The 25427-nt window shown below is 59.4% G+C and carries 31 protein-coding genes and 1 pseudogene; 13 read left to right on the top strand and 19 right to left on the bottom strand.

From position 1 onward, the window contains the following. Nucleotides 1–4: 4 nt before the first annotated feature. The 3 genes from BJ6T_RS20620 to BJ6T_RS20610 all read left to right on the top strand — a co-directional run bounded on the left by BJ6T_RS20620 (nt 5) and on the right by BJ6T_RS20610 (nt 910). Complete coding sequence (locus BJ6T_RS20620; protein ID WP_014494410.1) at nt 5–346, top strand: hypothetical protein; 342 nt, start codon at nt 5–7, stop codon at nt 344–346. Then, nucleotides 346–570, top strand: coding sequence for a hypothetical protein (locus BJ6T_RS20615; protein WP_014494409.1), 225 nt, complete (start codon nt 346–348; stop codon nt 568–570). The genes BJ6T_RS20620 and BJ6T_RS20615 overlap by 1 nt, the downstream gene beginning before the upstream one ends. 130 nt (nt 571–700) lie before the next feature. Continuing rightward, nucleotides 701–910 (top strand): hypothetical protein, encoded by a 210-nt coding sequence (locus tag BJ6T_RS20610; protein ID WP_014494408.1) that lies wholly within the window; start codon nt 701–703, stop codon nt 908–910. 307 nt (nt 911–1217) lie between these two features. Here BJ6T_RS20610 and BJ6T_RS20605 read toward each other — a convergent pair whose 3' ends face one another. Beyond that, nucleotides 1218–1466 (bottom strand): hypothetical protein, encoded by a 249-nt coding sequence (locus BJ6T_RS20605; protein WP_223153919.1) that lies wholly within the window; start codon nt 1464–1466, stop codon nt 1218–1220. A gap of 1008 nt (nt 1467–2474) precedes the next feature. Here BJ6T_RS20605 and BJ6T_RS20595 point away from each other — a divergent pair. The 4 genes from BJ6T_RS20595 to BJ6T_RS20580 are packed head-to-tail and all read left to right on the top strand — an operon-like array spanning nt 2475 to nt 5261. After that, nucleotides 2475–3437, top strand: a complete 963-nt coding sequence (locus BJ6T_RS20595) for a hypothetical protein (RefSeq protein ID WP_014494406.1) — start codon at nt 2475–2477, stop codon at nt 3435–3437. A gap of 11 nt (nt 3438–3448) precedes the next feature. Beyond that, the gene (locus BJ6T_RS20590; RefSeq protein WP_014494405.1) at nt 3449–4108 is read left to right on the top strand and encodes a hypothetical protein; all 660 of its coding nucleotides are present in this window, start codon (nt 3449–3451) and stop codon (nt 4106–4108) included. Then, complete coding sequence (locus BJ6T_RS20585) at nt 4105–4521, top strand: phage holin family protein (RefSeq protein ID WP_014494404.1); 417 nt, start codon at nt 4105–4107, stop codon at nt 4519–4521. The genes BJ6T_RS20590 and BJ6T_RS20585 overlap by 4 nt, the downstream gene beginning before the upstream one ends. Continuing rightward, nucleotides 4518–5261, top strand: a complete 744-nt coding sequence (locus BJ6T_RS20580; RefSeq protein ID WP_014494403.1) for a hypothetical protein — start codon at nt 4518–4520, stop codon at nt 5259–5261. Before BJ6T_RS20585 ends, BJ6T_RS20580 begins: the two co-directional genes overlap by 4 nt. A gap of 65 nt (nt 5262–5326) precedes the next feature. On the opposite strand, the gene BJ6T_RS20575 is transcribed toward BJ6T_RS20580, so the two are convergent. The 3 genes from BJ6T_RS20575 to BJ6T_RS20565 form a co-directional block, all read right to left on the bottom strand. Next, a complete protein-coding gene (locus BJ6T_RS20575) occupies nt 5327–5566 on the bottom strand; it encodes a GlsB/YeaQ/YmgE family stress response membrane protein (protein WP_028170171.1) in 240 nt (79 codons plus the stop codon). A gap of 157 nt (nt 5567–5723) precedes the next feature. Next, nucleotides 5724–6245 (bottom strand): DUF1003 domain-containing protein, encoded by a 522-nt coding sequence (locus tag BJ6T_RS20570; protein ID WP_014494401.1) that lies wholly within the window; start codon nt 6243–6245, stop codon nt 5724–5726. Next, nucleotides 6245–6703 (bottom strand): low affinity iron permease family protein, encoded by a 459-nt coding sequence (locus BJ6T_RS20565; RefSeq protein ID WP_014494400.1) that lies wholly within the window; start codon nt 6701–6703, stop codon nt 6245–6247. Before BJ6T_RS20565 ends, BJ6T_RS20570 begins: the two co-directional genes overlap by 1 nt. Nucleotides 6704–6838: 135 nt before the next feature. Between BJ6T_RS20565 and BJ6T_RS20560 the strand changes: the two genes are divergently transcribed. Further along, a complete protein-coding gene (locus tag BJ6T_RS20560) occupies nt 6839–7672 on the top strand; it encodes a hypothetical protein (protein WP_014494399.1) in 834 nt (277 codons plus the stop codon). Nucleotides 7673–7805: 133 nt separating this feature from the next. Here the strand turns inward: BJ6T_RS20560 and BJ6T_RS49400 are convergent. Then, nucleotides 7806–8658: pseudogene (locus tag BJ6T_RS49400) on the bottom strand (carbohydrate porin). After that, nucleotides 8552–8860: a carbohydrate porin gene (locus tag BJ6T_RS49160; RefSeq protein WP_052334724.1), complete on the bottom strand. Its 309-nt coding sequence runs from the start codon at nt 8858–8860 to the stop codon at nt 8552–8554. Before BJ6T_RS49160 ends, BJ6T_RS49400 begins: the two are co-directional and overlap by 107 nt. Here BJ6T_RS49160 and BJ6T_RS48470 point away from each other — a divergent pair. Further along, entirely contained in the window at nt 8793–9053 is a 261-nt protein-coding gene (locus BJ6T_RS48470; protein ID WP_014494396.1) for a hypothetical protein, read from the top strand. The two genes, BJ6T_RS49160 and BJ6T_RS48470, sit on opposite strands and share 68 nt — an antisense overlap. Nucleotides 9054–9236: 183 nt before the next feature. Here BJ6T_RS48470 and BJ6T_RS20550 read toward each other — a convergent pair whose 3' ends face one another. Next, nucleotides 9237–9737 (bottom strand): YciE/YciF ferroxidase family protein, encoded by a 501-nt coding sequence (locus tag BJ6T_RS20550; RefSeq protein WP_014494395.1) that lies wholly within the window; start codon nt 9735–9737, stop codon nt 9237–9239. 855 nt (nt 9738–10592) lie between these two features. On the opposite strand from BJ6T_RS20550, the gene BJ6T_RS20545 reads away from it, so the two are divergent. Further along, complete coding sequence (locus tag BJ6T_RS20545) at nt 10593–11129, top strand: DUF4142 domain-containing protein (protein ID WP_014494394.1); 537 nt, start codon at nt 10593–10595, stop codon at nt 11127–11129. Nucleotides 11130–11184: 55 nt separating this feature from the next. Here the strand turns inward: BJ6T_RS20545 and BJ6T_RS20540 are convergent, their stop codons facing one another. The 4 genes from BJ6T_RS20540 to BJ6T_RS20525 all read right to left on the bottom strand — a co-directional run bounded on the left by BJ6T_RS20540 (nt 11185) and on the right by BJ6T_RS20525 (nt 13066). After that, nucleotides 11185–11364, bottom strand: a complete 180-nt coding sequence (locus BJ6T_RS20540; protein ID WP_014494393.1) for a hypothetical protein — start codon at nt 11362–11364, stop codon at nt 11185–11187. 114 nt (nt 11365–11478) lie between these two features. After that, nucleotides 11479–12426, bottom strand: coding sequence for a non-homologous end-joining DNA ligase (gene ligD / locus BJ6T_RS20535; RefSeq protein WP_014494392.1), 948 nt, complete (start codon nt 12424–12426; stop codon nt 11479–11481). After that, nucleotides 12426–12731: an alpha-ketoglutarate-dependent dioxygenase AlkB gene (locus BJ6T_RS20530; protein ID WP_014494391.1), complete on the bottom strand. Its 306-nt coding sequence runs from the start codon at nt 12729–12731 to the stop codon at nt 12426–12428. Before BJ6T_RS20530 ends, ligD begins: the two co-directional genes overlap by 1 nt. A 110-nt stretch (nt 12732–12841) precedes the next feature. After that, nucleotides 12842–13066, bottom strand: a complete 225-nt coding sequence (locus tag BJ6T_RS20525) for a hypothetical protein (protein WP_014494390.1) — start codon at nt 13064–13066, stop codon at nt 12842–12844. A 176-nt stretch (nt 13067–13242) separates the two neighbouring features. Between BJ6T_RS20525 and BJ6T_RS43715 the strand changes: the two genes are divergently transcribed. Beyond that, on the top strand, nt 13243–13626 hold the full coding sequence (locus BJ6T_RS43715; protein ID WP_080593881.1) for a septal ring lytic transglycosylase RlpA family protein: 384 nt from the start codon (nt 13243–13245) through the stop codon (nt 13624–13626). A gap of 171 nt (nt 13627–13797) precedes the next feature. On the opposite strand, the gene BJ6T_RS20520 is transcribed toward BJ6T_RS43715, so the two are convergent. Beyond that, nucleotides 13798–14931 carry a sensor histidine kinase gene (locus tag BJ6T_RS20520; protein ID WP_240537985.1) on the bottom strand — a complete coding sequence of 378 codons (1134 nt, stop codon included), beginning with the start codon at nt 14929–14931 and terminating at the stop codon, nt 13798–13800. Nucleotides 14932–15219: 288 nt separating this feature from the next. Between BJ6T_RS20520 and BJ6T_RS20515 the strand changes: the two genes are divergently transcribed. Beyond that, nucleotides 15220–15429 (top strand): hypothetical protein, encoded by a 210-nt coding sequence (locus BJ6T_RS20515; RefSeq protein ID WP_014494388.1) that lies wholly within the window; start codon nt 15220–15222, stop codon nt 15427–15429. Nucleotides 15430–15545: 116 nt separating this feature from the next. Beyond that, complete coding sequence (locus BJ6T_RS47325; RefSeq protein WP_014494387.1) at nt 15546–15917, top strand: transporter substrate-binding protein; 372 nt, start codon at nt 15546–15548, stop codon at nt 15915–15917. 486 nt (nt 15918–16403) lie between these two features. Here BJ6T_RS47325 and BJ6T_RS20505 read toward each other — a convergent pair whose 3' ends face one another. The 7 genes from BJ6T_RS20505 to BJ6T_RS43705 all read right to left on the bottom strand — a co-directional run bounded on the left by BJ6T_RS20505 (nt 16404) and on the right by BJ6T_RS43705 (nt 25409). Then, entirely contained in the window at nt 16404–18767 is a 2364-nt protein-coding gene (locus BJ6T_RS20505; RefSeq protein ID WP_014494386.1) for a hybrid sensor histidine kinase/response regulator, read from the bottom strand. 1444 nt (nt 18768–20211) lie between these two features. Beyond that, the gene (locus BJ6T_RS42615) at nt 20212–20463 is read right to left on the bottom strand and encodes a hypothetical protein (RefSeq protein WP_141378547.1); all 252 of its coding nucleotides are present in this window, start codon (nt 20461–20463) and stop codon (nt 20212–20214) included. A gap of 889 nt (nt 20464–21352) precedes the next feature. Beyond that, on the bottom strand, nt 21353–22189 hold the full coding sequence (locus tag BJ6T_RS20495; protein WP_014494384.1) for a bifunctional DNA primase/polymerase: 837 nt from the start codon (nt 22187–22189) through the stop codon (nt 21353–21355). 115 nt (nt 22190–22304) lie between these two features. Next, nucleotides 22305–23723: a phage/plasmid primase, P4 family gene (locus BJ6T_RS20490; protein WP_014494383.1), complete on the bottom strand. Its 1419-nt coding sequence runs from the start codon at nt 23721–23723 to the stop codon at nt 22305–22307. A 203-nt stretch (nt 23724–23926) separates the two neighbouring features. Next, complete coding sequence (locus BJ6T_RS47320; protein WP_014494381.1) at nt 23927–24097, bottom strand: hypothetical protein; 171 nt, start codon at nt 24095–24097, stop codon at nt 23927–23929. A 278-nt stretch (nt 24098–24375) separates the two neighbouring features. Next, nucleotides 24376–25191: a hypothetical protein gene (locus tag BJ6T_RS20480; protein WP_014494380.1), complete on the bottom strand. Its 816-nt coding sequence runs from the start codon at nt 25189–25191 to the stop codon at nt 24376–24378. After that, entirely contained in the window at nt 25191–25409 is a 219-nt protein-coding gene (locus BJ6T_RS43705; RefSeq protein WP_014494379.1) for a helix-turn-helix transcriptional regulator, read from the bottom strand. Before BJ6T_RS43705 ends, BJ6T_RS20480 begins: the two co-directional genes overlap by 1 nt. Nucleotides 25410–25427 lie beyond the last annotated feature (18 nt).

The raw sequence follows: 25427 nt of genomic DNA, 5'->3' as shown, positions 1-25427 counted from the left end.
GACCATGCGGCCGACGACCGCTGACGACAACGTTTTCGATTTCAACGCTCTTCTTCATCCCGGCACCGTGTTTGAAGCACCGAGAGACGTGCTGGATCATCCGGCCCTGACGTTGGCCGAGAAGCGCGCAATCCTGGCATCATGGGCGTCCGACGCGCCCGCGATCGCCTCTTGCCCATCCATGCGCGCACCCGCGGGCCTCAAGAAGCCGGTGTCGATCGACGAGATCTTGGACGCGTTGCGCGCCCTGGACGGTGGCCCCCGGATGCCGCCCGGCGGAAAGCCTTACCGTCTCCGTTCGACCGAACGTGCGGCTGCGGCGGCGGAGGTTCGGAGGCCCAGATGATGATGGACGAGAACCTGGCCCTCCTTCGTGCCCATCACAACAACATCAGCCGCTACCGCCGGCTCCTGCGTACCAAGCTTTCACCTTTGGAACGGCAGTTTATCGAAAGGCGGCTTTCCGAGGAGGAGGCCGCTCTGCAAAGCCTTTCTGCTTCGACCTTCCCGGTCGCCTTCAAGGAGCCAGGGCCCGGTCGACCGCTGCCGGTTGCAGAGGTGATGCCATGAGCACGACCGTCAACCCAGGCCGACCGGGCTCCGGTTCGTTCTCTTTGGCGCTCCTCGGAAGGTTCTTCGTGCGCGAATATTGAAGACTCCAGCTGCGGACGGCGTATCATCGGCGGTGGAGATTTCAGGGATGGCTGTCTCGACCAACGAGCGTCCGATGTGTCCTGTGTGCAAGCACCGGATGGCGTTGGCGCGCATCTCTCCCGGCCCCCGCGGATTCGATGAGCGCACCTTCGAGTGCTCGACTTGCGAGCGTACCGAAGTGGTCCGCTCCGCCGTGGATCCGATGAAAACGGACGCGGTAGGCTGGCTCGCCGGTGAGCTGAAGCCGCCCAACTGAAGTTCGGTGTGAGTGGCGCGATGGATGAGGACTTCTGCAAACAGACGCAACGCATTCGCGCATAGCAGTGCGTTGTGGCTAGGGGACGCGCCCGACGGCTAGGCGCGTCCTAAGTTGGCTGAGCGGGCTGAGCTCCTTCACCAGGCGCCGCATGTTGGCGCTGGTTTGGCGAGGATCGCTTAGTCGGTTCGCTGGCGATACACTAGAGCCGACGCGGCGCGGCGTGCGATTCTTGGGCGAACTGGCCGGGCATTCTCCTTGCGGCAATCGGTGCCGTTCTGTTGGTGTTGGGGGCCAGTCTCTAGCCTCAGCCACCCGCCGAGTTGCCGCTCTTGATGACAAGTTGGTATCGACGCTTCAGCCGATGGCTCGTTGTAGTAGCGGCGTTTTGGAGGCGATCGAGGTTCGCGCCGTCTTTAGCAATCACGAGCAGTCGCCAATTCAGGCCATCGGGTTCCGCGTCGTCGTGTTCAATCTCGACGGAGATAACGAGCTCCCCGCCGGGAACGTGCCGGATCTCCTGAAGAGCGATCAGTTCGAGATCGGCCTTGGACACCAACGTTCTTGCCACCGGTCTCCTCCCGGCCGGCCTAACGCAGCCTCAATCGCTACGCGACAGCTTTATGAAAAACGGCCCGATCGATCATGTCAGCGGGCTATTTCTTTCGCTTCTATTTCCCTTTCATCTTCGGGTCATTCATGGTCGCCCCCGGGTTAGCCGAACTCGGGCTGCTCGATGCCCCTTGACCGCTGGTCGCGGCTGGAGAATTGCCGCCGCCCCCAGATCCCGCACCTGCGCCTCCGCCGTCCCCTGATCCCGCACCCGCGCCGCCGGCTCCGCCCGATCCCGCGCCGGCCCCTGCTCCGCCCGCTCCTCCGGCCCCGCCCCCAGCGCCACCCTGCGCGGAGGCGGCAGCGATCGATCCGAACACAAGTGCAGCTACGAGCGCCATCTTGCCAATCTTCATGATTTGCTTGCAACCGACCGCTGTAACCTTCGTTCCTAAGCTGGAGCAGGACCAAACGCGTCGAGGTGCCGCACGGGCAGGTTCACTTACAGCAGACGACTTCCCCGTGGAGGTCGAGGATCAAAGCGAGCCGGTCGCACCTGCCGAGACTGAGGGGCTCGCCGACCGACTCGCCGAACCGGTCAACGAGCATGCGCACCAATGCCCGGTAACAACCACAGGGCCCCGGCTTAGGTGGGAAGCGAATTTGCCCGAACGCATTTCCGCATGCCGCGGCAGAATGTCTCGATTTGAGCTCCCGATAACTTCAACAAGGCAGGCAGTGCCGCCGATCGTATCGGATCGCTTGTGCCCGCCCGCGCAAGCGCGAGTCCTGCGAAGATCCTACGAACCGACGCAACATTCCCCGAGCTCTCCTCCCGGCACACCACCGCTGCTCCGAGGCTGTTTTCTTCACGTACCAAAGCCTTGCGCGCAGCAGAAAGTTTGGCCGGCGGCACGTCATCCTTGTTCAGCTAGGAACGATTCAACAAAACGCGTGTTCGTCCTCAGATTCAAGAATTAAAGCACAAGAAATAAAGCAAGAGGGTGAAGCGATGGCGCGATCAGTGGAGGAGTTGAGGCGTGAGTCCGAGCGCAACCGCGCAGAGCTGGCGGCTACGGTAGGGCGACTAAGGGACCAGATATCGGACACCGCCGAGGACATCCGCCACAAGGTCTCGCCGCAGCACATTAAATCGGAAGTCTCCGAATATGTCAGCCACAAGACCCAAAGCTGGATTGAAGGGCTCAAGCAGCAGATCATGAGCAATCCCATGCGCGCAGTGGCCGCGGGCGCTGCAGTAGGCATTCCGCTGCTGCGATTGGCGCGAGGTGTCCCGTTGCCACTTCTGATGATCGGCGCCGGGCTTGCCCTGACCTCGAAGACGGTGCGTGATCGCGCTGCGGACGCTTCCGGTCCGGCAATGGATAGAGCGGGGGAAATGCTCGAGGAGTTGACGGAGGGTGCCCGGGCCATGCAGGGCGACGCCACAGAAAAGCTATCCTCCGCTCGAAGCCGAGCCGCTGGCATGGCTGAAGACGCACAAGATCGGGCCGCCGGCCTTGCGGATGATCTGCGGACAGGCGCAACAAGAGCTGCCAGTTTTGCAGGTGAAAAACTCAAGAGTGGCATCGACGCAGCCAAGGATGCGGCGACGAACGCGCCTGACCAGGCCCGTCAGACCATCGGCGACAATGCTGCTCTGATCGGAGGCCTGGGCATCGCGATCGGCGCTATCATCGCTGCGGCTCTTCCCGAGACCAAGGCTGAAGGCAAGGTGATGGGTCGGGCCAGCGATGGCGTGAAACAGGCTGCGGCCGCTGCGGCCCAATCCGGATTCGAGGCAGCGAAAGAGACGACCACGTCGGCAGCCGACGCGGCGGCGGAAAAGGTCGCCGAGGCCGATCTCGGCACCCACGCCAGTCGTATGACGCAGGATGTGGCGGGCATTCTGAAAGAGGCTGCGGACGACGTGGTCAAAGCTGCCTTTCGCCCCTCCCAAAACACCAACACCTGAAGGAAACCATCATGAACGATGTGGACCCGAACAACATTACGCAGTTCGCGCCTAACCGAGACAAGGGACCCTCGAAGGATCTGAATGAACAGATCGGTGAAGCCGGAGCAGAGATGAAGCAGCGCGCTGGCGATGCCTTGCAAGCAACGGCCGATCTCGCGCGGGACAAATTCAGTGAAGCGGCGGATGCAGCCAAAGGGGTGACGGAAGGGACTGTGGACCAGATCCAAAGCCAGGCCCTAGAGCAGCAGCGGTCGGGCGCAGATTTCGTTGAACGCCTCGCAGGCAATATGCGAGAAGCCGGCCGAGCATTCGAGAGCGACGTACCGTTCGCTGCACGCGGCATCGGTTCTGCTGCCGACTATGTCGAAGAAGCCGCCCAGAAGATCCGCGACGGGAGCTTCCGGGATCTCGTCGAAGGCGCAACTGATTTCGCCAAGCGTCAGCCCGCGGCCTTTCTCGGAATATCTGTGCTGGCAGGATTCGCAGCAGTCCGCTTCCTAAAAGCATCTGGCGAGCAATCGTCATCATCGAAGCGGAGCGGCACAACGGATAAATCGTCGTCGGAAGACGTTCAGAAGTCCGATGGCCCCCTGTTCTCGGCGAGTTCCGCGCGGCCTAGTCCGAGTTCGCAACAAACGTCATCCTCACAGGGCAACACCGTACGATGAGTATCGAGCACGATATCAAAACTAGCCGGGGCGAGTTTCGGGCCGTCTCGACGCTGTTGGGCGATACCATGTCGCAGTTTGCCAAGCTCTTCCAGAACGAAATAGACTTGGCCAAGGCGGAGGTTGTCGACAAGCTTCAGAAACTCGGTGGCGCGCTGGGTTTGATTGCAGGCGGTGCCGTTCTGGTGATTCCGGCGATCGTCATGGCACTGTTTGCCCTGTCCGCGGCGTTGGTCTCCGCAGGATGGTCACAACCGGTATCGTATCTGGCATCGGCGTTCATAGCGGCGGTAATCTCTGCCGTGCTCTTTGCAGTCGGCGTCAAACGACTTGATATGCGCAATCTGGCACCTAAAGAAACGATCGGCCAGCTTGAAAAGGATAAGGACACCATGAAAGGAATGGTGCGATGAGCAACACAAAGAGCGGCTTTATCGACAATTTGGTGACGGCGGCCCGGGAAAACCCCCTTGCCGCGGCGCTTATCGGAGGTGGAGCGCTTTGGCTGTTGGCTGGCGACCAGAAGCTGAAGACCGCGACCCGCTCGGCTGTGGATGCAGTTTCACCCGTGGCCGATGCTGGAACGAGTCCTCTCAGGTCGCCAGCATCGGCTATTAAGCAGACTGTGGCGCCTCCAACGGCACCTGAAATGGACGACGAGGGATCGCTGGGCGTCGGCGAAACTTTGCGCGGCGCCACCGCAGCGGCTTCCGACGCAGTCTCAGGAGCTGCCGACAGCGTTCAGGATCGGTTCGACGATGGCGTCGCCTTCTTGCAGGAGAACTTTGGCAAGCTCGGCAATGCGCTTCCAGGTAAGGAAGCACTCACCGGTGCGCAATCGTCACTAACTGAGTTGCTTGAAAGACAACCCCTGGTGCTTGGGATTGTGGGCATGGCGATCGGGGCAGCAGTCGCAGGCGCGTTTCGCGCTTCCGAAATTGAGAACGAATATATCGGCAAAGTCGCCGACGAAATGAAGGCCGACCTTAATCGTCGCGCCGGCGCGGTATCGCAGGCCTTGCGTGAAGCCTCAGATACAGTGATCGCAGAAGTCGGCGACAAAGGTGCCGAAGCCCTGGATAGGGTAAAGCAAACCGGCATGGATGCCGCCGAGGCAGCCACCGCCAAAGTAGGGTCCCCCCAGCCGGGCTAAGGTTGCGGTGGTCGTGATCACGTGGATCTGCAGCGAGGTGCGGAGTGCACCCCTGAGGTGTCTTCTCAGATTGTGCGCCGTTGTCTGCCGACCACAAAGCCATAGACAAGCAGCACGATGACCGCGTCGACCACGGCGCCGATCAATCCTGTGCCTTCGCCAGGACGATACCAGCCAGGGGCTTGCCCAAGGTAAGTCGCAACGAAGGCACCAACGATCCCGAGGATGGTCGTTAGGATGAACCCGGCTGGTTCGTTGGCACCGAAACAGTGCACCATGGAGCAGATCACCTGACCCGTTTCCATGCCGGAGGCCAAGGCGGCAGTCCAAGGCGCAAGACAAACGAGCGGTATCGAGCTGACATCACGTAAGGCGGTTTAGACGTGGTCCAAAACCGAGAAGGGCGCATCGATACGCGATCGAAGGGTGGGAACGGTCGAAAGCGTGGCCTCTCGTAACCGTCTACTGCTTCGCGTCTTCGTCCTGGCGGTCTTTCAAGTCTTGCGCTATCTGATCAACCGACGTCTCGCTTGCAAGCTCATCCGGCCTACCATTCTCGATGTCCTCGACATCCAATTTCTTCGCGATGCGCTGCAATATGCGCAACGACTGGGTCGCCTCCCTCTCTGCAAGGAGATTGATCTGCAGCTCCAGGTGATCGCGCCGTTCCAGAGTTCGGTCGATCAGGCTTTGGCGGATCAGCACGCAGGAGGTGAGGAGAACGGCTTCGAGCGCGAGGATCGTCGCGAGCAGCGGGAACGGATATTCGTCGAAAGCGTGATGCGGGAAAAAGTGGCTGAGGATGATCCAGCCGATCACGAACGCGCATTGAAGAACGATAAACTGAATGGTGCCGACGAACCAGCCGATCCAGTGAAACAGACGGTGATGAACCGCCAGAGTTTCTTCATCCTGCTTTTCAAGGCGAAGGATTGCGTCGATGCTTTGGGCGGCGGGCCTCGCTGACTGAGTGCCCGCCCGCATCAAGTTGCGACCTTTTCTGCGGCCCGTCGCGCCGACTTCCGCGTTTTGTCGACACTCTTGTCGGCCGATTTTTCAGCGCGCGCCCTCGCCTCGCATTTGCCGCGCAGATCCTCGATCTCGTCGTCCGTCAGATGTTCGATACCGACCAATGAATTCCGGGCCGCGCCGACCCGGATCAATTCGTCGAGCTTGACCTGGATCGCGGCGCTATCGCGGTTTTGAGAATTCTGGATGAGAAACACCATCAGGAACGTGACGATGGTCGTTCCTGTGTTGATCACCAGCTGCCACGTATCGGAGAAACCGAAGAGCGGTCCGCTTACCGCCCATACGATGACGATGCCGGCCGCGATAATGAACGTTGAAGCCCGGCCTGCCGCCAGCGAAGTTTTGTTGGCGAGGTCGCCGAAAAACTTCGAAACCGCGGACGGCTCTTTAGCTTTTGCTTTGCCCTTCATGAATGTCGCCCCTGTGTCAGCCGCCGGGATTAATCGGTACTGCGCCCTAAAGTTCCATTCGCCAGGAACTAACCCCTCGCATGCTCATTATTGCGGCAGACGGCGCGCGGCGCGGTCATTTGCGGAGCGAATATGATGATCGATACTGTCGTGGTTGCACCGGGAGGGCCCGCGGGTTCGCCGGGAACGGGCGTGTCCTGGCCTTCCATCATCGCGGGCGCGGTCGTCGCGTGCGCGATGACCCTCGTACTGCTCGCCTTCGGCACAGGACTTGGCCTTAGCGCAATCTCGCCGTGGGCAGGCTCAGGCGTTTCGGCCACCACTTTCAAAATTACGACCGGGCTTTATCTGATCGTCATCGCCATGATCTCGTCGTCGATCGGCGGGTATCTCGCCGGGCGTCTGCGCACGGCATGGGAGGGCGTGCATGCGGATGAAGTTTACTTCCGAGATACGGCGCACGGGTTTATCGCGTGGGCTTTAGCTTCGGTACTCGGCGCCGCCGTGCTCGCCAGCCCGGCGACAAGCCTAATTGGCGGCACCGCAGCCGGGGTAAGCCAGGGGGCCGTCACGAGCGCCGCTCAATCTAGCAGTCCGATGGACGGTTATGTCGACACTATCCTGCGGGGCGATCCCGCAGCACAAAACGCTAACCCCGCCGATGCCCGCGGCGAGGTAGTCCGCCTTTTCACGCGAAGTTTTCGCAACGGCGGCGAACTCAAGGCACCTGACCGCGATTACACCGTCAAGGTCGTGGCCGCCCGAACGGGCCTGAGCCAGCAGGACGCGGAAAAGCGCGTCAATGACGTCGTCACGCAGATTAAGGCCGACATCGATGCCGCACGCAAAGCAACCGCTTCGCTCGCATTCTGGATCACGGCTTCGCTTCTTCTCGGCGCCTTCTGCGCCAGCCTTGCAGCCACCGAAGGCGGCGGCCTTCGCGACGGCACCTGGAAACGCCGCCGATAAACGAAAGGAAACATCATGCCGATTTTACTCTGGCTCCTTGGAATTCCGATCCCGCTGATCATCTTGATTCTTCTATTGCGGTAAGGGGCCATTGCGTCAGTGGCGCGCGACCGAGGCGCCGCTGACGCTCGCGTCAGAACTTAAGCACGGTTCGAAGACCGAAGACTTCCGCGTTTTTAAGAGCCTTGCCGGGAAAAGCGGAGAGCGGGCCCGTCGCGCCGCCGCCCGGTCGCACGATGAACTGAAAGTTCGGCTGCAGCGTCCATCCGGCACGCAGCTCGTACTGGTACACGGCGGTGACAAGGCCTTCGAAACTGCGCGGGGGCCAATCAGGCGTCAGTAATCTTCGGAAGTCGAAATCGAGGGCGCGGGCGCGGGGCGAGACGTGAGCGTACGCCATTGCTAAACCGAACTTGTCCTTCGGCCGCCCGTCCGATAGGCCGACGAATTCTAGGCCCGTGTCCGCGTAATAATCGATGACGTTCCGGTCAGGCGGCCTGTATGAAGCGCGCGCGAAAACGCCGATGGCGCGATCGTCGTCCGCACCGACACGATACAGTTTCTGCTCAAACACCGAATATACCCCGAAGTCTCCGCGCATGAGTCCCGGCATTCCGCTCGACGCGGGGTCCGCAAGCGAGACCCCCATCCAGTCGAAGCGCTGATCGCTAAACATCCTGAAATGGCGCCATGCGCCTAGCTTCAACTTTCCGTCCAGTCCCGGGTCGCCTTTTTCCGTTCCAAAGAAATTGCATTTCGCCGAGCGCGAGCGGCGGGTCGTTGATGCGAAAGTTGACACCATAGCGGTTGCGGAGCTGCGGGTCGTCCGCGCCCGGCCCTGCCGAGTCGCCGTTGAAGATCGCGCCCAGCACCGTCAGATTATCTGTGATGTCGGCGCGCAGCCGGGCACCGAGAGCAGCCAGCGGCGGCGAAGGACCGCCGCTCGGAAGGTAGCAAAAGTCCTGCCGGCCAGCCGAGCGACGCATTCGTGAACACTTCCGTGTATTGCGCGGTCATGAATTCTGTATCGGCCGCGAGCTGCCCCGCACGAAGGGCAAGCATGGTCCCCCATTTGCGTTCGAACCAGGCTTCGTAAAGGCGGGTCGACGGCAACGCCTCGATGCCGCTGACATCCATGAAGTTTAGCAGCGCGCCACGCGATAAGCCGCCGCCGTGGATCTGGAACATGTTGGCATGGATCGCGCACGCCCGCGAGCTTTCCAAACTCGACGTCGACAGCGAGATTCAACCGGCCTTCATAGACGGAGCCTCGTTTCAGACCGCCCGACGGATTGCCCAGCGTTTCACCTATGTAGGTCGCCGCAAACTTGATTCCCCCGCCCTTCGAGCGGCTGCCCTTGATAACATAGCGCTGACGTAGATCTCAGAGTGAATGGCGGGTCACGGCAGCCTCGATGCGGGGACTGTCGGAGGTGTCGCCAAGCTTTGTGGCGAATGTCTGAAATTCACTGTCAAGGGAATGGAACCAGGCGCCCGCGGCCTGGAGGGGACGGAATAAAAAAACGCCCCGTATTGCGGGGCAGTTTCTAGTTCATCGTAAGTGTTAGGCTGCTTCAGCCTCCTGATTGATCGCTGTCTTTGCGATTTCAGTCAGAGCCTCGTCGGTCGCCTCTTCCTCTTCGAGGGTTTCCTCAAGGAGTGAGACGGCATCGTCGAGGCCAAGCTCTTCGGCCCAAGCAATCATCGTGCCGTAGCGAGAAATCTCATAGTGCTCGACGGCCTGAGCGGCGGCAAGGAGGCCGGCGTCGAGAGCGGGCGAGCCCTTATATTCTTCCATGATCTCGGCGCCCTCTTCTGTGATACCGACGATCGCGGCACAGGTTTTACCCTGCGGTTTCTTCTCGATCACCGCGAACACCTTCTCCAGTCGCTCGATCTGGCCCTCCGTCTCGGTGCGGTGTTTTTCGAATGCTGCTTTCAGTTCTTCGTTCTGAGCTGCCTTTGCCATCTTCGGCAGGGTGGCCAGGATTTTCTTCTCAGCGAAGTAGATATCCTTGAGAGTATCGTGGAACAGGTCGTCGAGAGTCTTCGGCTCTTTCGCCATTTGCGCTTCTCCAATGTTTTGAGTTAATCGCATCACCGCTGTGAAGCTCGGCGGCTAACGGGGCTGCCTTTGAGTCGTTCCAATTCCGGTCGCCCGGCTTCCGCCATTTGCCTCAACCGCTTCTCTACATCTTCGGTCTAGGGTCGCGCCAAAAGCCGCCGCATAGTCAGACCTCCTGCCACATAAACCATTTTTCATTCATCGTCCCCCACCTCGGGGCGAGGCGACCGCGATAAACGCAATCTCCTTCGCACTTTAACGTTGGCTTTCCAACATATTGAAGTTCGCTTGCAACTGGCCTTGAGACCAAGCGTTCCACGTCTGCAGGTGCCAGCCGCATGAGGGTGACATGAGCAAAGAACCCGCATTAACTCCCGATGATTTTCCGATCGAAGCAGACAAGCAAAAGCTACGCAAAAGGCGAGCCCATAGCGACCGCCGACACGGACGAACTTGCGGATCAGCTCGCTGAGAGATTGAACGAGCAGGCTCACCGGGAAGAGCAGGTTCGCTGGTCGGCGTGACAGGCACTGGTAGCCCGCATGCGCGCGGACGCTTCGCATGGCAGCCGGGCGGTGCTCGCTCGGGCCCCATGATGATCGCCCGCACGTCTCGGTCCAAAAGTGCACACAGCGCATACCCCTGTTTGAACGTTGGGCCGAACCACGTTTAGGAACGGCAGAGCTTGCCTTGGCATTGCCAGTGTATGCCGGAACGTCCGGCATGCTCATTGCCCGGGCAAGCGGCCCCGGTCTCCCTCCTCTCGGGCCGGCGTCGTGCTCGTCCCTTTGTACCCAGGAACTTTGATCCTGAACGAAGGTTGATCGCGCGATTATCCTCCAGAGGACGACTTTCATGAAAAAAGCAGCCCTTGCATTTGCCGTGCTCGCAGTCTTTGCCTCACCCTCCTTTGCGCAGTCGGTCGGCGAGAAGACCGGCGTGAATTCCACTCTTGGAATTGCGCCGAAGACCGAAGACTTCATCAAGGAAGCCGCCATGAGCGACATGACGGAGATCGAAGCGGCCAAGATCGCGCAGCAGAAGGGCAATGCGGACGAGAAACAGTTTGCGGAAATGATGGTGAAAGACCACACCAAGACGAGCAGCGAACTCAAATCGATGGTCCCCGACACCCTGAAAGCCGCGATCCCGGCTTCGCTCAATGACGCGTCGCAGAAGAAGATCACAAAGCTGCGCGAGGCCAAACCCGAGGATTTTGCGTCGGAATACGACGCCATGCAGGTGAGCGCTCATAAGGATGCGGTCTCGCTGTTCGAGCGTTACTCGAATGGCGGCGACGATGCCAAGCTGAAGGACTGGGCTGGTAAAACCCTGGCGGCACTGAAGCACCATCTCGAAATGGCGCAGACGCTCGACAAGAACCGTAAATAGGTCAGGCAATCACGACACAAACGGAAAGCCCGGCCGAAGCCGGGCTTTTGTTACTTTACGGCTTCTGGCCGCCCTGCTGGCCGCCCTTTTCGCCGCCTTGCTTGTTTTGGCCCGGGTCCTGGTTTTGCTGGCCCGGCTTCTGATTCGGGTTCTGACCTTGCTGGCCGCCCTGATTGCCCTGCTGGTTCTGCTGTCCAGGGGTCTGCTGCTTGTTGGGATTCTGCTCGTCTGCCATGTGAACGTCCTTTCACTTCGTGGATGATGACAATCATGCGCGAAGGTGCTCGTTCCTATTCATGGGATTAACGAGACAAGGATGCTCACCGCTCAGCCGGGCTGACATGCCGCGTCATCCTCGCGGCTTCTCGCGCTCCATGACGACGTCTTTTGCCTGCTTGTCTTTTCTCAGGCCGAGATAAACGGGGTGCCGCATCTCGCCGGAGCTCGTCCACTCGGTAAATTTTACCTCGGCAACGAGTTGCGGCTTCACCCAGGTGGTGACCGCTTCGTCCTTCACCTTTTTGCCGAAAGGAGATTTGGCGGCTTTGAGCTTGATGAGCCTTTTGTGCAGCTCTCCGAGTGTTTCGTGGCTGAAGCCGGTCCCGACATGGCCGATATAACGCCAGCCATCTCCTTCCCGCAGCGCAAGTGTAAGTGCGCCGAAAAACGGTCTCGTCCTCCGCGGCGCCGTAAATCCCGCGATCACCACTTCCTGGCGTTTCGAGGTTTTGATCTTCAGCCAGTCGTCGGTTCGCGCGCCTGATAGGTACTTGCTGTCGGCGCGTTTTGCCATGATGCCTTCAAGACCCTTGCGCTCGGCCTCCTCGAAAACTTTCACGCCCGAAGTCTTTCGGTCGCGACTGAACCCGATGAGCCTGTGCTTCGGCAGGATACCCTTAAGGCGCTTCTTCCGCTCCGTGAGCGGCAGGCCACGAAGGTCTTCGCCATCCTGAAACATCAGGTCGAAGGCAAAGTACTGCAGCTTTGCTTCATGGCGCAGCGCATTCTGCAGGAGCTGAAAATGCGATACGCCGTCTTTGCCGATCGCTACGAGTTCTCCGTCGATGACGGCATCGCCTTTGACACCTTCGAGGGCCTGGGCGACTTCGATATAGCTATGGCTGATGATCTTGCCGTTGCGGCTGTAGAGAGTAACCTTGCCGCTGTCGATGTTTGCGACCATCCGGAAGCCGTCATACTTGTCCTCGAATATCCAGCCCTTATCGTCGAACGGCGCGTCGGTCAGTGTCGCGAGCATGGGCTGGAGCCGCTTCGGCAATGTGGATACGCGCGCCACTAGGATTCACCTTCTTCGAGCACGTTACGAAACGTGACCGAGTAGCGCAGGCTTTCGACGCCGGGACTGCTGTGCTGCCATTCGGTGCGCGATGGACCGCCGAGAAGGTATATGGAGCGCGGCTCGGCAACGAGAGTGTTCCTCTCGAAGCCCTTTTCAGTTCGTCTGCGCAGCCTGAGGGTGCAGGAAGAGAGCACTGAAATGCCTGCAACATCGCCAAAGACGGGGCGATCCTTGTGCCAGCCGATGCCGGCGCCGGGCGAGTACGCCGATGGAATAATTGAGCCAAAGAGCTCGCTCATCATCCAGAACGCCGTCCTTCTTCTGATCAACGTGCTGGGCGTATGGCGCTGGCTACCGCGCGCCGGTAAGGAAGCAGCCGCGTCCCAGACCGAGGAAGCGATCCGCTTTTGGCTCAGGCCTGTTTCCTATCCGAGATTGCCCAGCGTGCCAGCGCGGCTTCTCCTGCTTCGGTCAAGGCGCCGAGCGTTGTCTGCCCCTTCCTTGCACACTGGACAAGGCTGTCCGCGATGAAAGATCTTAGTTCATGATTGACGCCGTCCGGCCTGCCTTGACAGAGCCGTTCGAGAACGGCTTCCATGCTTGCCAGTGTGCGGCGATCGAAGCTTTCGAGGATCATGGCGCTTCTCCTATTCCGGCTAAACGAACTCCAGAGCCGGACGTTCCAATTTCGGAACTGACCTTCCAAGATCGGGAACCAAGCTGCATCGCGGATTATTGGACCTGAATGCCTCGCAAACTTAAGGTTTTTCAGACGTCACAGGGCTTTTCGACCTCGCGATTGCGGCGTCGTCGATGAAAGCTGCAGCGAGCGGCACAACGTTCGATCGGGATTCGCTAACTGCAGCTCATCGCAATCTGCCGCTCGGCACGCATGTTCGCGTTACTGACCCTAAGAGCAGCAAATCGGTGGTCGTTCGTATCACTGATCGCGGACCATGGATTCGCAGTCGCGTCATCGACCTCTCGCTCGCCGCCGCGCGTAGCTTGGGGTTTACCAACCGTGGCGTCGCCCAGGTTCGTGCTGAGGTGTTGTCACAGACGTCCATTGCCCAGCGAAAACACGCAGGCACGGGGCCTGTGATTTCAGGCCGGGCCTTGCTTTTACCGCTTCACCCGCGTCGGCACTGTGGTCCGCTTCGGTTCAAGATGCGAAGAACTCAACCTGAGCAAATCTAGTCCGCCGTGCCTCACTGAGCGGACCTCAACGAGGTGCGACGCTACTTCGCTGACGGGTCACAACCCGACTACCCCACCTCAGCGACGATGTGGGCTTGTGGTCCGCAGGTGTACCCTCGGCCGACTAGCCGAGGCGCCGCCTATCCCGTGCCTGCCTCAGCAGGTCCCACTTTACGATATCAAAGGGAATGTAAGCGTTGTTGTTGTACCCGCGTCGCTGCTGGTCTGGTCGACGGTACCGCCAATTTGTCTCGCCAGAGAGGTAATCAGCTTAAGGCCCGACCCGTTTTCGTTAGGATGTTGAATGCCGCGACCGTTGTCTGTCACTGTCAATCGGGCCTCGCCGTAGCCGACGCCTCCCACTAAACTTACGCTGATCCTGCCTCCCTCTGCACCGAACGCATGTTTGATGCTGTTCATCGCAGTCTCATTTAAAATGAGGCCAACCGGGAGGGCGCGGTCGATCGCCAACTCGAGTTCGTCACACTCGACGTCTACTTCAACCTCATCCACCTGATTCCGGATCGCGCTGCAAAGAGCCCGGATGTAATGGGAAAGTCTGACGATCTGCCCTTCTTGGCGAGGGGCAAGCTGATCATGTGCGAGCGAGATGGCGTTGATGCGGCTGGCCACGTGGTCCAGAGCGCGGTGTGATTCTGGATCAAGATAGCGGCGCTTCTGGATGGAAATCGAGGACAGGACGAGCTGAAAATTGTTCTTGACCCGATGTTGCATCTCTCGAAGCAAGATCTGCCCCTTTTTAGCTTCCGCGACCGCAGCCATAAGGCTTGCATGTTCGTCCGGATGCGCACCGCGACGGAGCACAGCACCTATCAGCGCGGCGGCGGCGGTCAGAAACTCGGTCGTATCCTGCGAGAAGTCTCTCGGCTTTGTACTGTCCACCTCCAGCACGCCCCATGCGGCGCCGCCGATGAGGATCGGGACGTTGCTGACAGCCACAATGCCATGCTCCGCCAAGAACTCGGAACGAACAAATTCGTTCTGATCGGCGAAATCTCTGATGCTGACAGGCTCGGCCGTTTGGAAGGCGCGGCCAGGCGGCGAGCGGAGGTCGGCCGACAGCGTGGCGGTGCGGACGGCACCATCCTTCCAGCCGACTCCCGCAATCAACAGAAGATCGGACGTGTCTGGACGATATTGAAGCACCTTAACATGGTGGATTTCCACGGCGCGGGCAATTTGCAGCACGGCTTGGTCCAAGAAGCGTTCTGCTCCGGGGTCTTCAACCGAAAGACGACCGATATCGACCAAAATGCGGATGTGGCGCCGGAGTTTGTCCAGCACATCGCCCTCAGTGTGTTCGGTCGGGTGGTCCTCCATTCGTTTCTAACGTCGGGCCTCATGAATTGTGCCTAAGCGCCGAGACCGTACAAGCTGGCTTGGTCGCTAAAGGAGCCGCGATCCGCAATTTAGCCCTCAACTGGTCGACCGAAAACGGCTTGCCGATCGCCAACGTACCTTTGGGGGCTGCAAAAAGAGATGGGATTTCGAGTCGGAAGGCTTGCTGCGAGCTCCACAGGAACCTCCGCTCCGATGCGGGTTTGGTTCTTGAGACAAACAGCGAGAGCGAAAATGGGAAACAGTGGCGTCGGAATGCTACTCGGCGATACCTCAGTGACGGCGCTCTGGATGATGTTTATTGGCGCCTTCATCTTGGGTGGCACAATTCTGTATGGCGTTATGAAGACGGGAAGGTTGCGCCGCAGCGAGCGTGCGCAGCTCGACCGAAACACAGAGATGGCGCAGCGCCGGGATGACCCGGAGAAAAGAGCCGCTCGTTAGCAATCGGCGTGTCGACCAGTCAAACGTAAGATTTAGGAACTTGGGCCGGAGTGGCGCTAGGGCGTATAATCATAGCCCGCGATGTCCGTAATTCGCTAACGGCCGCGGGGAAGCCAATGCGCGAGGTAGGCTTTAGGCACAGCTGGACCAAAGACCGCAATGATATCGACGGTCGCTGGGGATTCCAACGCTCATATGTAAGCCGTATTGATAAAGCAACAGGTAGATGCCCGTCAGATCCAGTTCATGGCCCTCACGTCAGCGAACATGAGTTGCGCAGTGTCGACCTCGATCGAAACGACGCGTTCATCAGAATGTGGACGGAGTTCAACGAACAACGGGACACGACCACCAACGATCAAAAGGAGGCGACTTACATCGGCTTCAGGATGCGGGCTCAGGCGGTCAGCCAAGCCGGCACGGTCGATGTCGAGGCGGTCCGGCAAGCCATGTACGGACAACGCGTAAGGGGCGCCAAGTGGTTTTGAGCTGGTGATGAATACCAATCATCATCTCTCGAAGCCGGCGGCGACGGGTACCTTCGAGGTCGTTTGGCAGTCCGCCAGCCCGATCAAGGCATCCGTGCGGAGCCGATATCTTCCGGAGAGCGCGAGACGCACCGCCGATTGGACATTTCTCTGGGTTTGTGAGCCTTCATTCAAGGACTGGTGATTCTTACATCGCTAGTTGCGTCAAAATCTCACGCCACAGTTAGTGCGCTGACCAGTGCCACGTTCTTGGTCTTCAGATGAGATGTAGTCCGCCTGGGGTCAAAACTAATCGTCGCGGGCTTTCCCAAAAAGGTCGGCTGTGTGCCAAATCGGACGTTGCGCCGGCCTTTCTGTAATTCGGCGCAGCGTTAACCTCACATTCGGCGTTACCCAGCCAGCATCAGCGTGGACTTTGAATATCGTATAGCGTCAATGTTGAAAGCGCATGGGGTTAAGTTGCTTCACCCAGTGAGACCTATCTATTCAGCGACGCTTGTTCATCGCCTGTTCCAAACCCTGACGAAGAGACTTCGGAGTGTAAGGCTTCACGACGAGTATTGCGCCCAATCGCGCGGCTTCAGATTTCAATCCGCTGTCACCTGTCGCGAGAACTAGGCAAAGATCGGGCCGGCGCGCATAGACATTCCTTGCGAGCTCTAGACCGGAAACTCCTGGGAGTCCGACATCGGTAAGTAAGATGTCCACGGGGTGCTCATCCAGGATCTTCAAGGCCTCTTGAGCCGTGCTGGCCTCTTTTACGTTGCATCCAAGATCGTTTAGCATCTCTGTTGTCGTCAGGCGGATGAGGTCGTCGTCTTCGACGAGCAACACGGTCGCGTCCTTGAAAGACTTTTCGTTGGCCGAGTGTTGCGATCCCTGAGCGACGCGCCTTTGAGCTTGATTAGCCAGCAAGTGTCTGATTTTCCGCGCGAGCGCCTCGCGCGTGTAAGGTTTGGCCAGGAGTTCCACCCCGGGATCGAGCCGCCCGCCGTGCACGATGGCGTTCTGAGTATAGCCGGATGTGAAAAGTACGGCGACGTTTGGCAAACGCTCCTTGGCTTTTCTTGCGAAGTCCGGGCTACGCAGGCTGCCAGGCATCATGACGTCGGTGAAGATAAGGTCTATTGGAATGCCGCTGTCGACAACGACGAGTGCGCTCGCTGCATCTCGCGCCTTGACCACGCGGTAGCCGAGCTCGGTAAGCATCGAGACCGCGACCTCGCGAACCTCATCGTCATCCTCAACCACGAGGACAGTTTCCTCTCCGCCTTGAACCTCTCCGGTCGGAGCCCCCACCAGAGTATCTTCGGATGCCATCTCTCGCGGGAAGTACAGCTTCACCGTGGTCCCGGCCCCTACCTCGCTGTAGATTTTCACGTGTCCGCCGGACTGCTTGAGAAAGCCGTAAACCATGGCGAGGCCCAAGCCCGTACCCTTGTCCTCCGCCTTGGTTGTGAAGAATGGCTCATAGACCCGTTCCAGGATATCCGGCGGAATTCCGGTGCCTGTATCGGTCACCGCGATCATCACGTATTGTCCCGCAGACAACTCGTCATGCTGGCGGACATATTCGTCGTCGAGGAAGGCATTACTTGCTTCAATCGTCAGCCGGCCTTCGCCGTTCATCGCGTCGCGGGCGTTGATCGCAAGATTCAGGACCGCATTTTCCAGTTGATCCGGGTCGATGAGGCTATTCCACAGCCCACCTGCGACGACCGTCTCGACTTCGATCTCCCCACCGAGGGCGCGACGAAGCATCTCATCCATGTTCTTGATGAGACGGCCCGCGTTCACTACCCTTGGCTCCAGCGGCTGTCGCCTTGCAAAGGCAAGCAGTTGAGAGGCAAGTTTAGAACCTCGGGCCACACCTCCGAGGGCGTTTTGGACCCGCATCTCGGCCCGGGCATTACCAGCGATATCTTTCCTAAGCAGTTGCAGATTTCCGCTGATGACCTGCAGCAAGTTGTTGAAGTCGTGGGCAACGCCGCCAGTAAGTTGGCCGATCGCTTCCAGCTTCTGGGATCGGATCATCGTTGCTTGCGCCGCCTGGAGCGCGGCTTCCGCCTCACGCCGTTCTGTAATGTCCCGGGTCACTTTGGCGAATCCTACGAGCTTCCCGTCGTCGTCTCGAATCGCGTCGATCACGACATGCGCCCAAAAGCGAGTGCCGTCCTTTCGTACCCTTTGACCTTCATGCTCCCACCGTCCGTCACGGGATGCGGTCTGCAGGCCTGTTCGCGGGAGGCCCGCGGCGCGATCCTCTTCCGTATAGAAATTGGAGAAGTGGCGACCGATGATCTCTTCGGGAGCGTACCCCTTGATGCGCTGGGCTCCAGCGTTCCAACTCGCCACGTTGCCTTCCACGTCCAGCATGTAGATGGCGTAGTCCGTCACACTTTGGACCATTAGCCGGAACTGCTGCTCGCTTTCGCGTAATTTGGCCTCGGCAGCCCTTCGCTCGGTCAGATCCCGAGTGATCTTGGCGAAACCTACAAGCTCGCCCTTAGGCGAGCGGATCGCGTCAATGATGACATGGGCCCAGAACTGCGTGCCGTCCTTGCGCACCCGCCAACCCTCTCGCTCGAAGCGTCCGGTTCGCTCCGCCTCCTCCAGCGCCAACGCAGGCACTTTCTGCTCCCGCTCGGTCTCCGTATAGAATGTCGAGAAGTGGTGCCCTATGATCTCCTCGGCCTCATAGCCCTTAAAGCGCTTCGCCCCCGGGTTCCAGCTGGTGACATGCCCGTCGCGATCCAGCATATAGATCGCGTAGTCGGTGATCGCCTCAACAAGTAGCCGATAACGCCCCTCGCTGGATTGTGCAGCATCGAAGCGGTCTGATTTTTCCATTCGGGTCCTATCCAGCCCGCCGACTGCTGGAGGGTTGAGGTAAAACAATACTAAGACGGTTGAGTTCCATCTGGCCTTCGGTCATGCAGCTGACTTCTGGCCTTTGTCCACGGTCACACGGCGTGTAAGGCGTGGCTCATTAGCTCGCAACCAAAGGCGGATTGGTGCGAGTTTGACGAACGCCGGATAGCTGGCTGCGAATTTGAGCATATTGGTGCGCGACATTGGCGGGGCTCAGGCATCACCTTCTCGACCAGCGACAACAGCGACGCAAACACACCGAGCAAACCTATTCACTGACGTGGTGGCAATGATGATAGAGGTCGCCAACTGAGGCGGCCTTACGCCTTGTCCCTCGGGGAATTTGCGGATCTGCGTCGCTGTCGCCAGCAGTCTCGTCCGCGGCCACGTGTCTCATGCAGCCAGCCCCCGAGTCCGCTCGATACCCGCAACCCGACGTTCTGGTCCGAGGGCGAACGTTCGCGCGATCCGCAGCGGCCCATTCCCCTCGGCCCTGATGGGCGACGAGAGCGTCCTCCGTCTCTACGAAAATAAGCGGATTCAGGCGGCTGCGGATCGGGCCGCCAGCGGCCGCTATCGTCTCCTCGCGACACCGCCAAGCAACGCGCCGATGTCCTCCGCGGAGATCGATCGGAGACCGCTCCGAGCCGATCGGATCGATTGCTAGCGGCCTCATGAAGGAACTATTATTCGAATACGGAGCGCTGATCTCGGCACACTTACGCGCAGCTCCGATTCTTCTCGTCGGCGCGACTTAGTATACAATGCAACCTAAGATACCCCATATTCTGAAATGCAGATGCGCGAATTTTCGGGGACGGCCGGTCGTTGACGGCGAAGGTCGGAAGGATCTGACTCACCCCCGTCCACGCGTCTACCCCGCGCTCACCCTCAAAACGTTGCTATGGGCTCATAACTGGCCTGCAAAATGCCGGGTCGGCAGTTGCCGGCGTCGTGCAATCGGCGTGCGACGCCCACGCTTCTTGAGCGTGGAAATTCAACGTGCCGGTCGATTGCAGGAAGTGCGTCATTCAAGCTGGCCATGGTGGCCGCCATCCTACGTTCCGGGATTGAGCTGAGGGACGCCGTTTACGAGAAACAGTGGCTGCTAGTTCAGAAACTTCACAGCGAGACGGCGCTTATCGCGCCACACAACCGAACAACTCAAGTCGAGTCCAACGCTTGGAATACGCAAACCGAAGGTCGCTGGCATTAAAGGCGCGTCAAGCGTCTGAACGATTGCGGACGAAGCTGTGAGATGGCGTACCTTGCAGCGCAAAGGAGAGCCATCAATCACGATCTGGCCTATACAGGCACTGATTTTTCGCCCGTCCGCCACGTCTCGCCGCCTCCCCGCTCTAGCGCGCGGGAGATATTGGTTGGCGATTCCAGTCTCAAATGAGGCTAGACCATGGTTTCATTGCTAGGCCGCGAGCTTTTTCTCCATTGCGGCCAACGCCGCTAGCGCGTTGTCCTGTGCCGTGACCGCCCGTCGCTCGCCCGCCTTGCCATTGCCCCAACCATTCGCCACGGCGATCTCACGTGCGGTGTCGCCGTCCAGCGAGCGCTCCAACACATCGCAGTGATCGCCAAGCGCAGCAGCAACACGGGGCATCGAGGCCGGCGAGAATGGCGTATTCAGGGCCGGCGAAGCTGCTCTCCGAAGCGCAGGCATTCCGACGAGTCCTACCGGCCATAAACGGCGCGCCACGCGCAATGCCAACCATGTAGCGCGGCACCCGACACGCCGGGTATAGGCCGGCGTTAACCCAGGACTCGTCGAAGCTGTAGACCCCGCTAACGCCAAGCCGGTGCAAGAGCGCAAAGCATGGCCTTCCAGTAGCTTTGTAGATGGTACTCGGAAGTATTGGCCTGTGGCGGGCAGCGCCAGATGGCGGGCCGCGTCCTCCTGCTGTTCGGCTTCCGAATGGCGACGTTTGCCACGCTCGTGCCGCTAGTGCGCTCCGCAGAATGCCAACGCCCGTCGCCGCCGAGCCATTGATCAATACGGCCATCCTTGAAACGGATACGTTGCCGGGTTGCCCGGTCAATATCAGTCGGGCTAACGGGACCGTGTGGGCCCGCGGCGATTGCGTCCTAAGCTAGCCCTAGCAGTTCAGCAGGCGATGGGCGCACCTCCAGAAGCAGTCCGCGCCAAAGCCGCAAGGCGGGTTGTCGTTGTGATATTCCGGTGTTGGAGGCGCGGCGTAGTCTTGCAGCAGGCGCAAATCTGAGCTCCTGCCTGCGCGGGCAAGACGGGTTGGATTGGAGTATGTTTCATAAAAACCTCAACGTAACGTGACTTGCTGATCTGGCCGTTTGTGCGGCTCTTCGTTTCGTCGACGTCTGCGCGCCGATCGAGTGTTGGGTGGGGTGGCTTCAAACCCTCGGGCGGTTCGTCACCATACCGGTATGGGCACTTGGGGACGCGACGCCGCAGGTTTTCTATTTGTGTCACCGGCCAAAAAATTATCTCGAAATCTGCGGGATAACGCGTCTAATTGTGCGGCCGGAAGTTGAGGCCCACGGTGGGAGAGATCGAGATGGCCCCTACCCCCGCCTTGTCATGCCCTCCGCTTCCGCAGCAACTTGCTCACATCTACTATCGGCGTGTTGTCCCGCTCCGGCAGTGCGCGCGGCTGTCTGGTGCCTGCATCCAGACCACGCCGGATGGTTGCCCGCACCGCACGCTCGCCGTCCAGCGCAATCAACCCGCAGCCGTGCGCGGCATCAAATAGTCCATGTTCAGCCTCGCCACGGTCTAGAGCACCGGCGCCGACGAATGTGCCTAGCGTGAAGGCCGTGCGATTCAGCAGCGTGCCGCGCGTACCGGGTGCGGCGCCGGCTAGCGCGGCAAGCTCTGCGCGCACAGCGGCGTCAACGTAGCGGTCATGGCTTTGCGGCTGATAAGGCTGGCTCGGGCGCGGCACATATGGGCGGGGTCGGATAAGCGTCACCAGCCATTCAGGCGCGTCGGCAGGCGGCATGTCGACATCCAGCGTATAGCCCGGATTGCCAGCAACCAAACAATAGCCACCAGTTCCACGTACATCCCAGCCGTGCGGCAACCTGCCCGGTGAATTACCCAGCCCGACATGACGGAAATAGAAGTGCCTGCCGCCGGAGCGCGTGCGCACGGTCGTGGTCGGCGGCACGTCGTGCGGCAGGTCGGATTCGGTGGCGCCCTTGTGCGCGTCCATGTCCAGCACCCACAAACCCGTGCGCTCGCCGGTTGGCATGCCGACAAGGGCATCGGGCCAATCGGTAAACCAGCGATTGATGATGTGTGGGAAGACGGTCGCGGACTTAAAGCCGTTCGACGTATAGGGCCGCTTGTTCTCAGGCCGACAGGGGAATACCGGGAGGCGTGCCGCGGCTAGGGATAGGGCTAGATTGAGCATAGTTGTCCAATCGAAAAAAACGTGGTGATGAGGTGACGACTGGTGACGACTTTTACCATTTTACGTTGCTACGCGCTCGCGTAGGGCCGATTATGGAAAAAGTGATCACTTTTCATCACTCATTACCCTGGCTGTCGTGGTGATTTTCGCGCTCGGCTTTCGTAAGCTGAACGCCGAAATGCATTACTCCACGCTTCGTTGATTTTTTAGCGAAGCCACGATTTTCCAGCGCCTTTCCCAGGGCAATGCGGCTGCCGGGCTTCTCGCCTGCTGCCTCGGCGTATTTCGTCCACGACTCGAACAAATCTGCCTGAAACTCCGACAGACTCCGACTGCCATCGTCGACGCGACACATATCGCGCAGCCACTGCCCAAAGACATCTTGCTCTGCGAAATACGCTTCGGTCGCTTCCACGATTGACGTCGGCCGCACCAGTCCGTTTTGCTGCCAATCAAGACAACCATCAATCATCCATCGCAAAATTCCGGACGCCTCATCGCGAAGCTTGGACTCGAGCTGGCGATCAGGTTTTTCGGGCTTCTGAATGAACGGAATGATGTTGAACCGTCGACGGGCTGCGTCGTCGACATTCTGGAGCCGCGGCTGGTGATTGCCGACGATACACAGCTTGAACAGTGGCATGAAGGTGAAAAAGTTTTGGCGCATGAACCGCGCCGTGATCGGATCGCCGCCGGTCAACGACTTGATGCGGCTTTCCGCCCAGTTCTTACCAGCCTCAGTTTCGCTGGCGGTCACCAGGCGCGCGCCGCGAAGCATGGCAAGATCGGTCGGATGACGATCGCCGCGGGACTCAACGAACGTATCCATTGATGACGTAGTCGCGTAATCCAGCATGATGTGCGACACGGTGTTGAGGAAAACCGACTTGCCGTTTCCGCCGGGACCGTAAGCAAAAACAAGCGCGTGCTCGCGCGTGTCGCCGGTCAGCGAATAGCCGCACCATTGTTGCAGAAAGCGGATCATCTCCCGGTCGCCGCCCGTCGCCTGGTCAAGGAACGCGAGCCACCGCGGACAGTCGGCCCTATCGGACGGAGCAATGGAAGTCACCTTGGTGATGCAGTCGGCAGGATCCGCTGCGCGCAGCTTGCCAGTGCGCAGGTCAACTGTACCGTCCGGCGTTCCCAGAAGGAACGGGTCGATGTCCCAAGCACGGTAGGATCTGGCTAGCATAGGTTCGTTCTTCGCAAAGTTCTCTACGCCACTTGCGAACGACCTCTTCCTGATACTTGCAAGCACCTTCGCACTCGTGCAGGTCTTAGACATCTCGCGCGCCATCACCCGCGCGTAATGGGAGGCGATCCCCGTTTCGTCCTTGCACCAATGCGATCCGGTCCATTCAAACCATGCGCCAGCCGTGTGGCAATAGCGTAGTTGGTTCCGGTAACTGTTGGCGAACACCTTAGCGACCGCGTCCTCGGTCGGCTGTACACCTGCATCTGGCTCACGCCGATTGTCGTTTGCACCGAACCCGGCGTTAATAACATTGTCGTTAGATATGGCAGTGCTGTGCATCGTGCAGTCGCCCCTATAGACTGAGTTAGCTTGCGTTGACACGTTGGCATTCGCCCATGATCAGAGTTGCAATTGACTTCACCATGTCGCGGTTGAACGATGCACCCTGGGCGAAGGCCCGATAGTCGCCATCGTTTGCGCGAAGGATGCGAACACCGAAGAGTGCGAGGCCGGGCAGAACCTCAACGTCGGCTCGGGCAAGATCAGCGCCTAGTCGCGCGTGTGTAGCGACTATCCTCATCAAAATAGTCATCTCCCATCTGAAACATTTTCGTCAGTTCGCGGTCGGTCTGGACGGGGTCGTAGTAAAGGTTGTAAGAACCAGGGATCTTGATCGGCTTGGTGTCGCGGTGGAAGTTTAGTTGCGGCGTCATCCTCACCTCCATGTCTGTGAGTACTAGTGCGAGTTTTGGGACGGGACACTAAAAGCGCGACGAACAAAATATGTGTGGGATTGCTCCTTCGGAACGATGCTCTCGGCTAGAGGCCGATCGAGCTAAGCGGCGCCCCTCAGGCGACGCTTATTCTCAAACAGGTTTGAAAAAGCCAGCCGCCCTCAGTTCGGACTCTTCCACATGACGAGGATGTCGCGCAGAGGATTCTAGTTCTGCGGCGTTGATGACTTCGCAGCGCTCCCAAGCTACGGGTTCAATCAACTCAACGATGGCGCTCTCGACGCAGTCACGCGGGGGTCCATGGCATCCAGCTCCCAACACTCAGAGCCATGGTGCTGAGTGAACCAACGGTGACGCGGGTCCTTGTGCTTGTCGGCGGCAGGGAATGAAGGCAATCCGCGCAAATGTTCCTCGGTCAGGGCAATGCGCCTGAACCTCACATGGTTGCCGCCATACTCTCGCAACCGCTGCGGCAGGTCGTGCTCCGACATGTACATGCCCGAAGGGTCGAAGTCGCCGACGTAGAGAACAACAAGCGGCCTTCCATCAGTGTCGTCGGCAACGTTATGCACGGCAGTCGCGCTACTGAAACCATGTTGGACTCGGAATCCCACAGCATACTGGTCCAAGACAGGCTTCAAGACACCGCGAACGGTACCTTTCTCGGACCACACTTCGACCCTGCAGGGCTGCTGGTCCCAGAAGTCACGCCTGTAGGAGCATGCGACTGTACGGGCATACTCGGCCGGGTTGCTCCATGCTGAAACCCGCTCAAGCTCGCGGGTTTCGTCGACAATCCAGTCCCAAGGAATCGTGCCTTGTTCCCGAGCGACACGCAGAAGGCGATATACCTTCTGCATGTTGTTGGTCGACATTGACGTGATAAGGCCACGGGTGAACAACTTGTAGCCGATGCCGCGACCGGTGACGGGCCGAACCTCCTCGGCGATGTCGCGCATGGCAGCAATCATGTCGAGCGAGGCCCGCGCCATGCCCCGACCTTTTTTCAAACCTGTTTGAATTAGCTCTGGCATGGCTGCGGCGGTGATGGCGATGTTCTCCCAAGTGTCCATCACGCAGCCACCGTCTTGGACGCGTTGTTTTGGGCTGCAACAGCGGTAGAATTCCGTCGCCGAGACAGCATCCATTTGTCCAGGTCGGCCCGCGCATAGACAATCGCTCGCCCTAGTTTGAAATAGGTCGGCCCCCCGCCATGACAGCGGAGCTTATCGAGTGTCGACTTCGAAAGTCTAAGTAGTTCGGCCGCCTCCGCGACCCGAAGATTGTGCATCATTTCCTCCACATTTGC

The sequence above is a fragment of the Bradyrhizobium japonicum USDA 6 genome (genome assembly GCF_000284375.1).
In the GTDB taxonomy this organism is placed as follows: domain Bacteria; phylum Pseudomonadota; class Alphaproteobacteria; order Rhizobiales; family Xanthobacteraceae; genus Bradyrhizobium; species Bradyrhizobium japonicum.
This window is presented reverse-complemented; position numbering and strand designations above follow the sequence as displayed.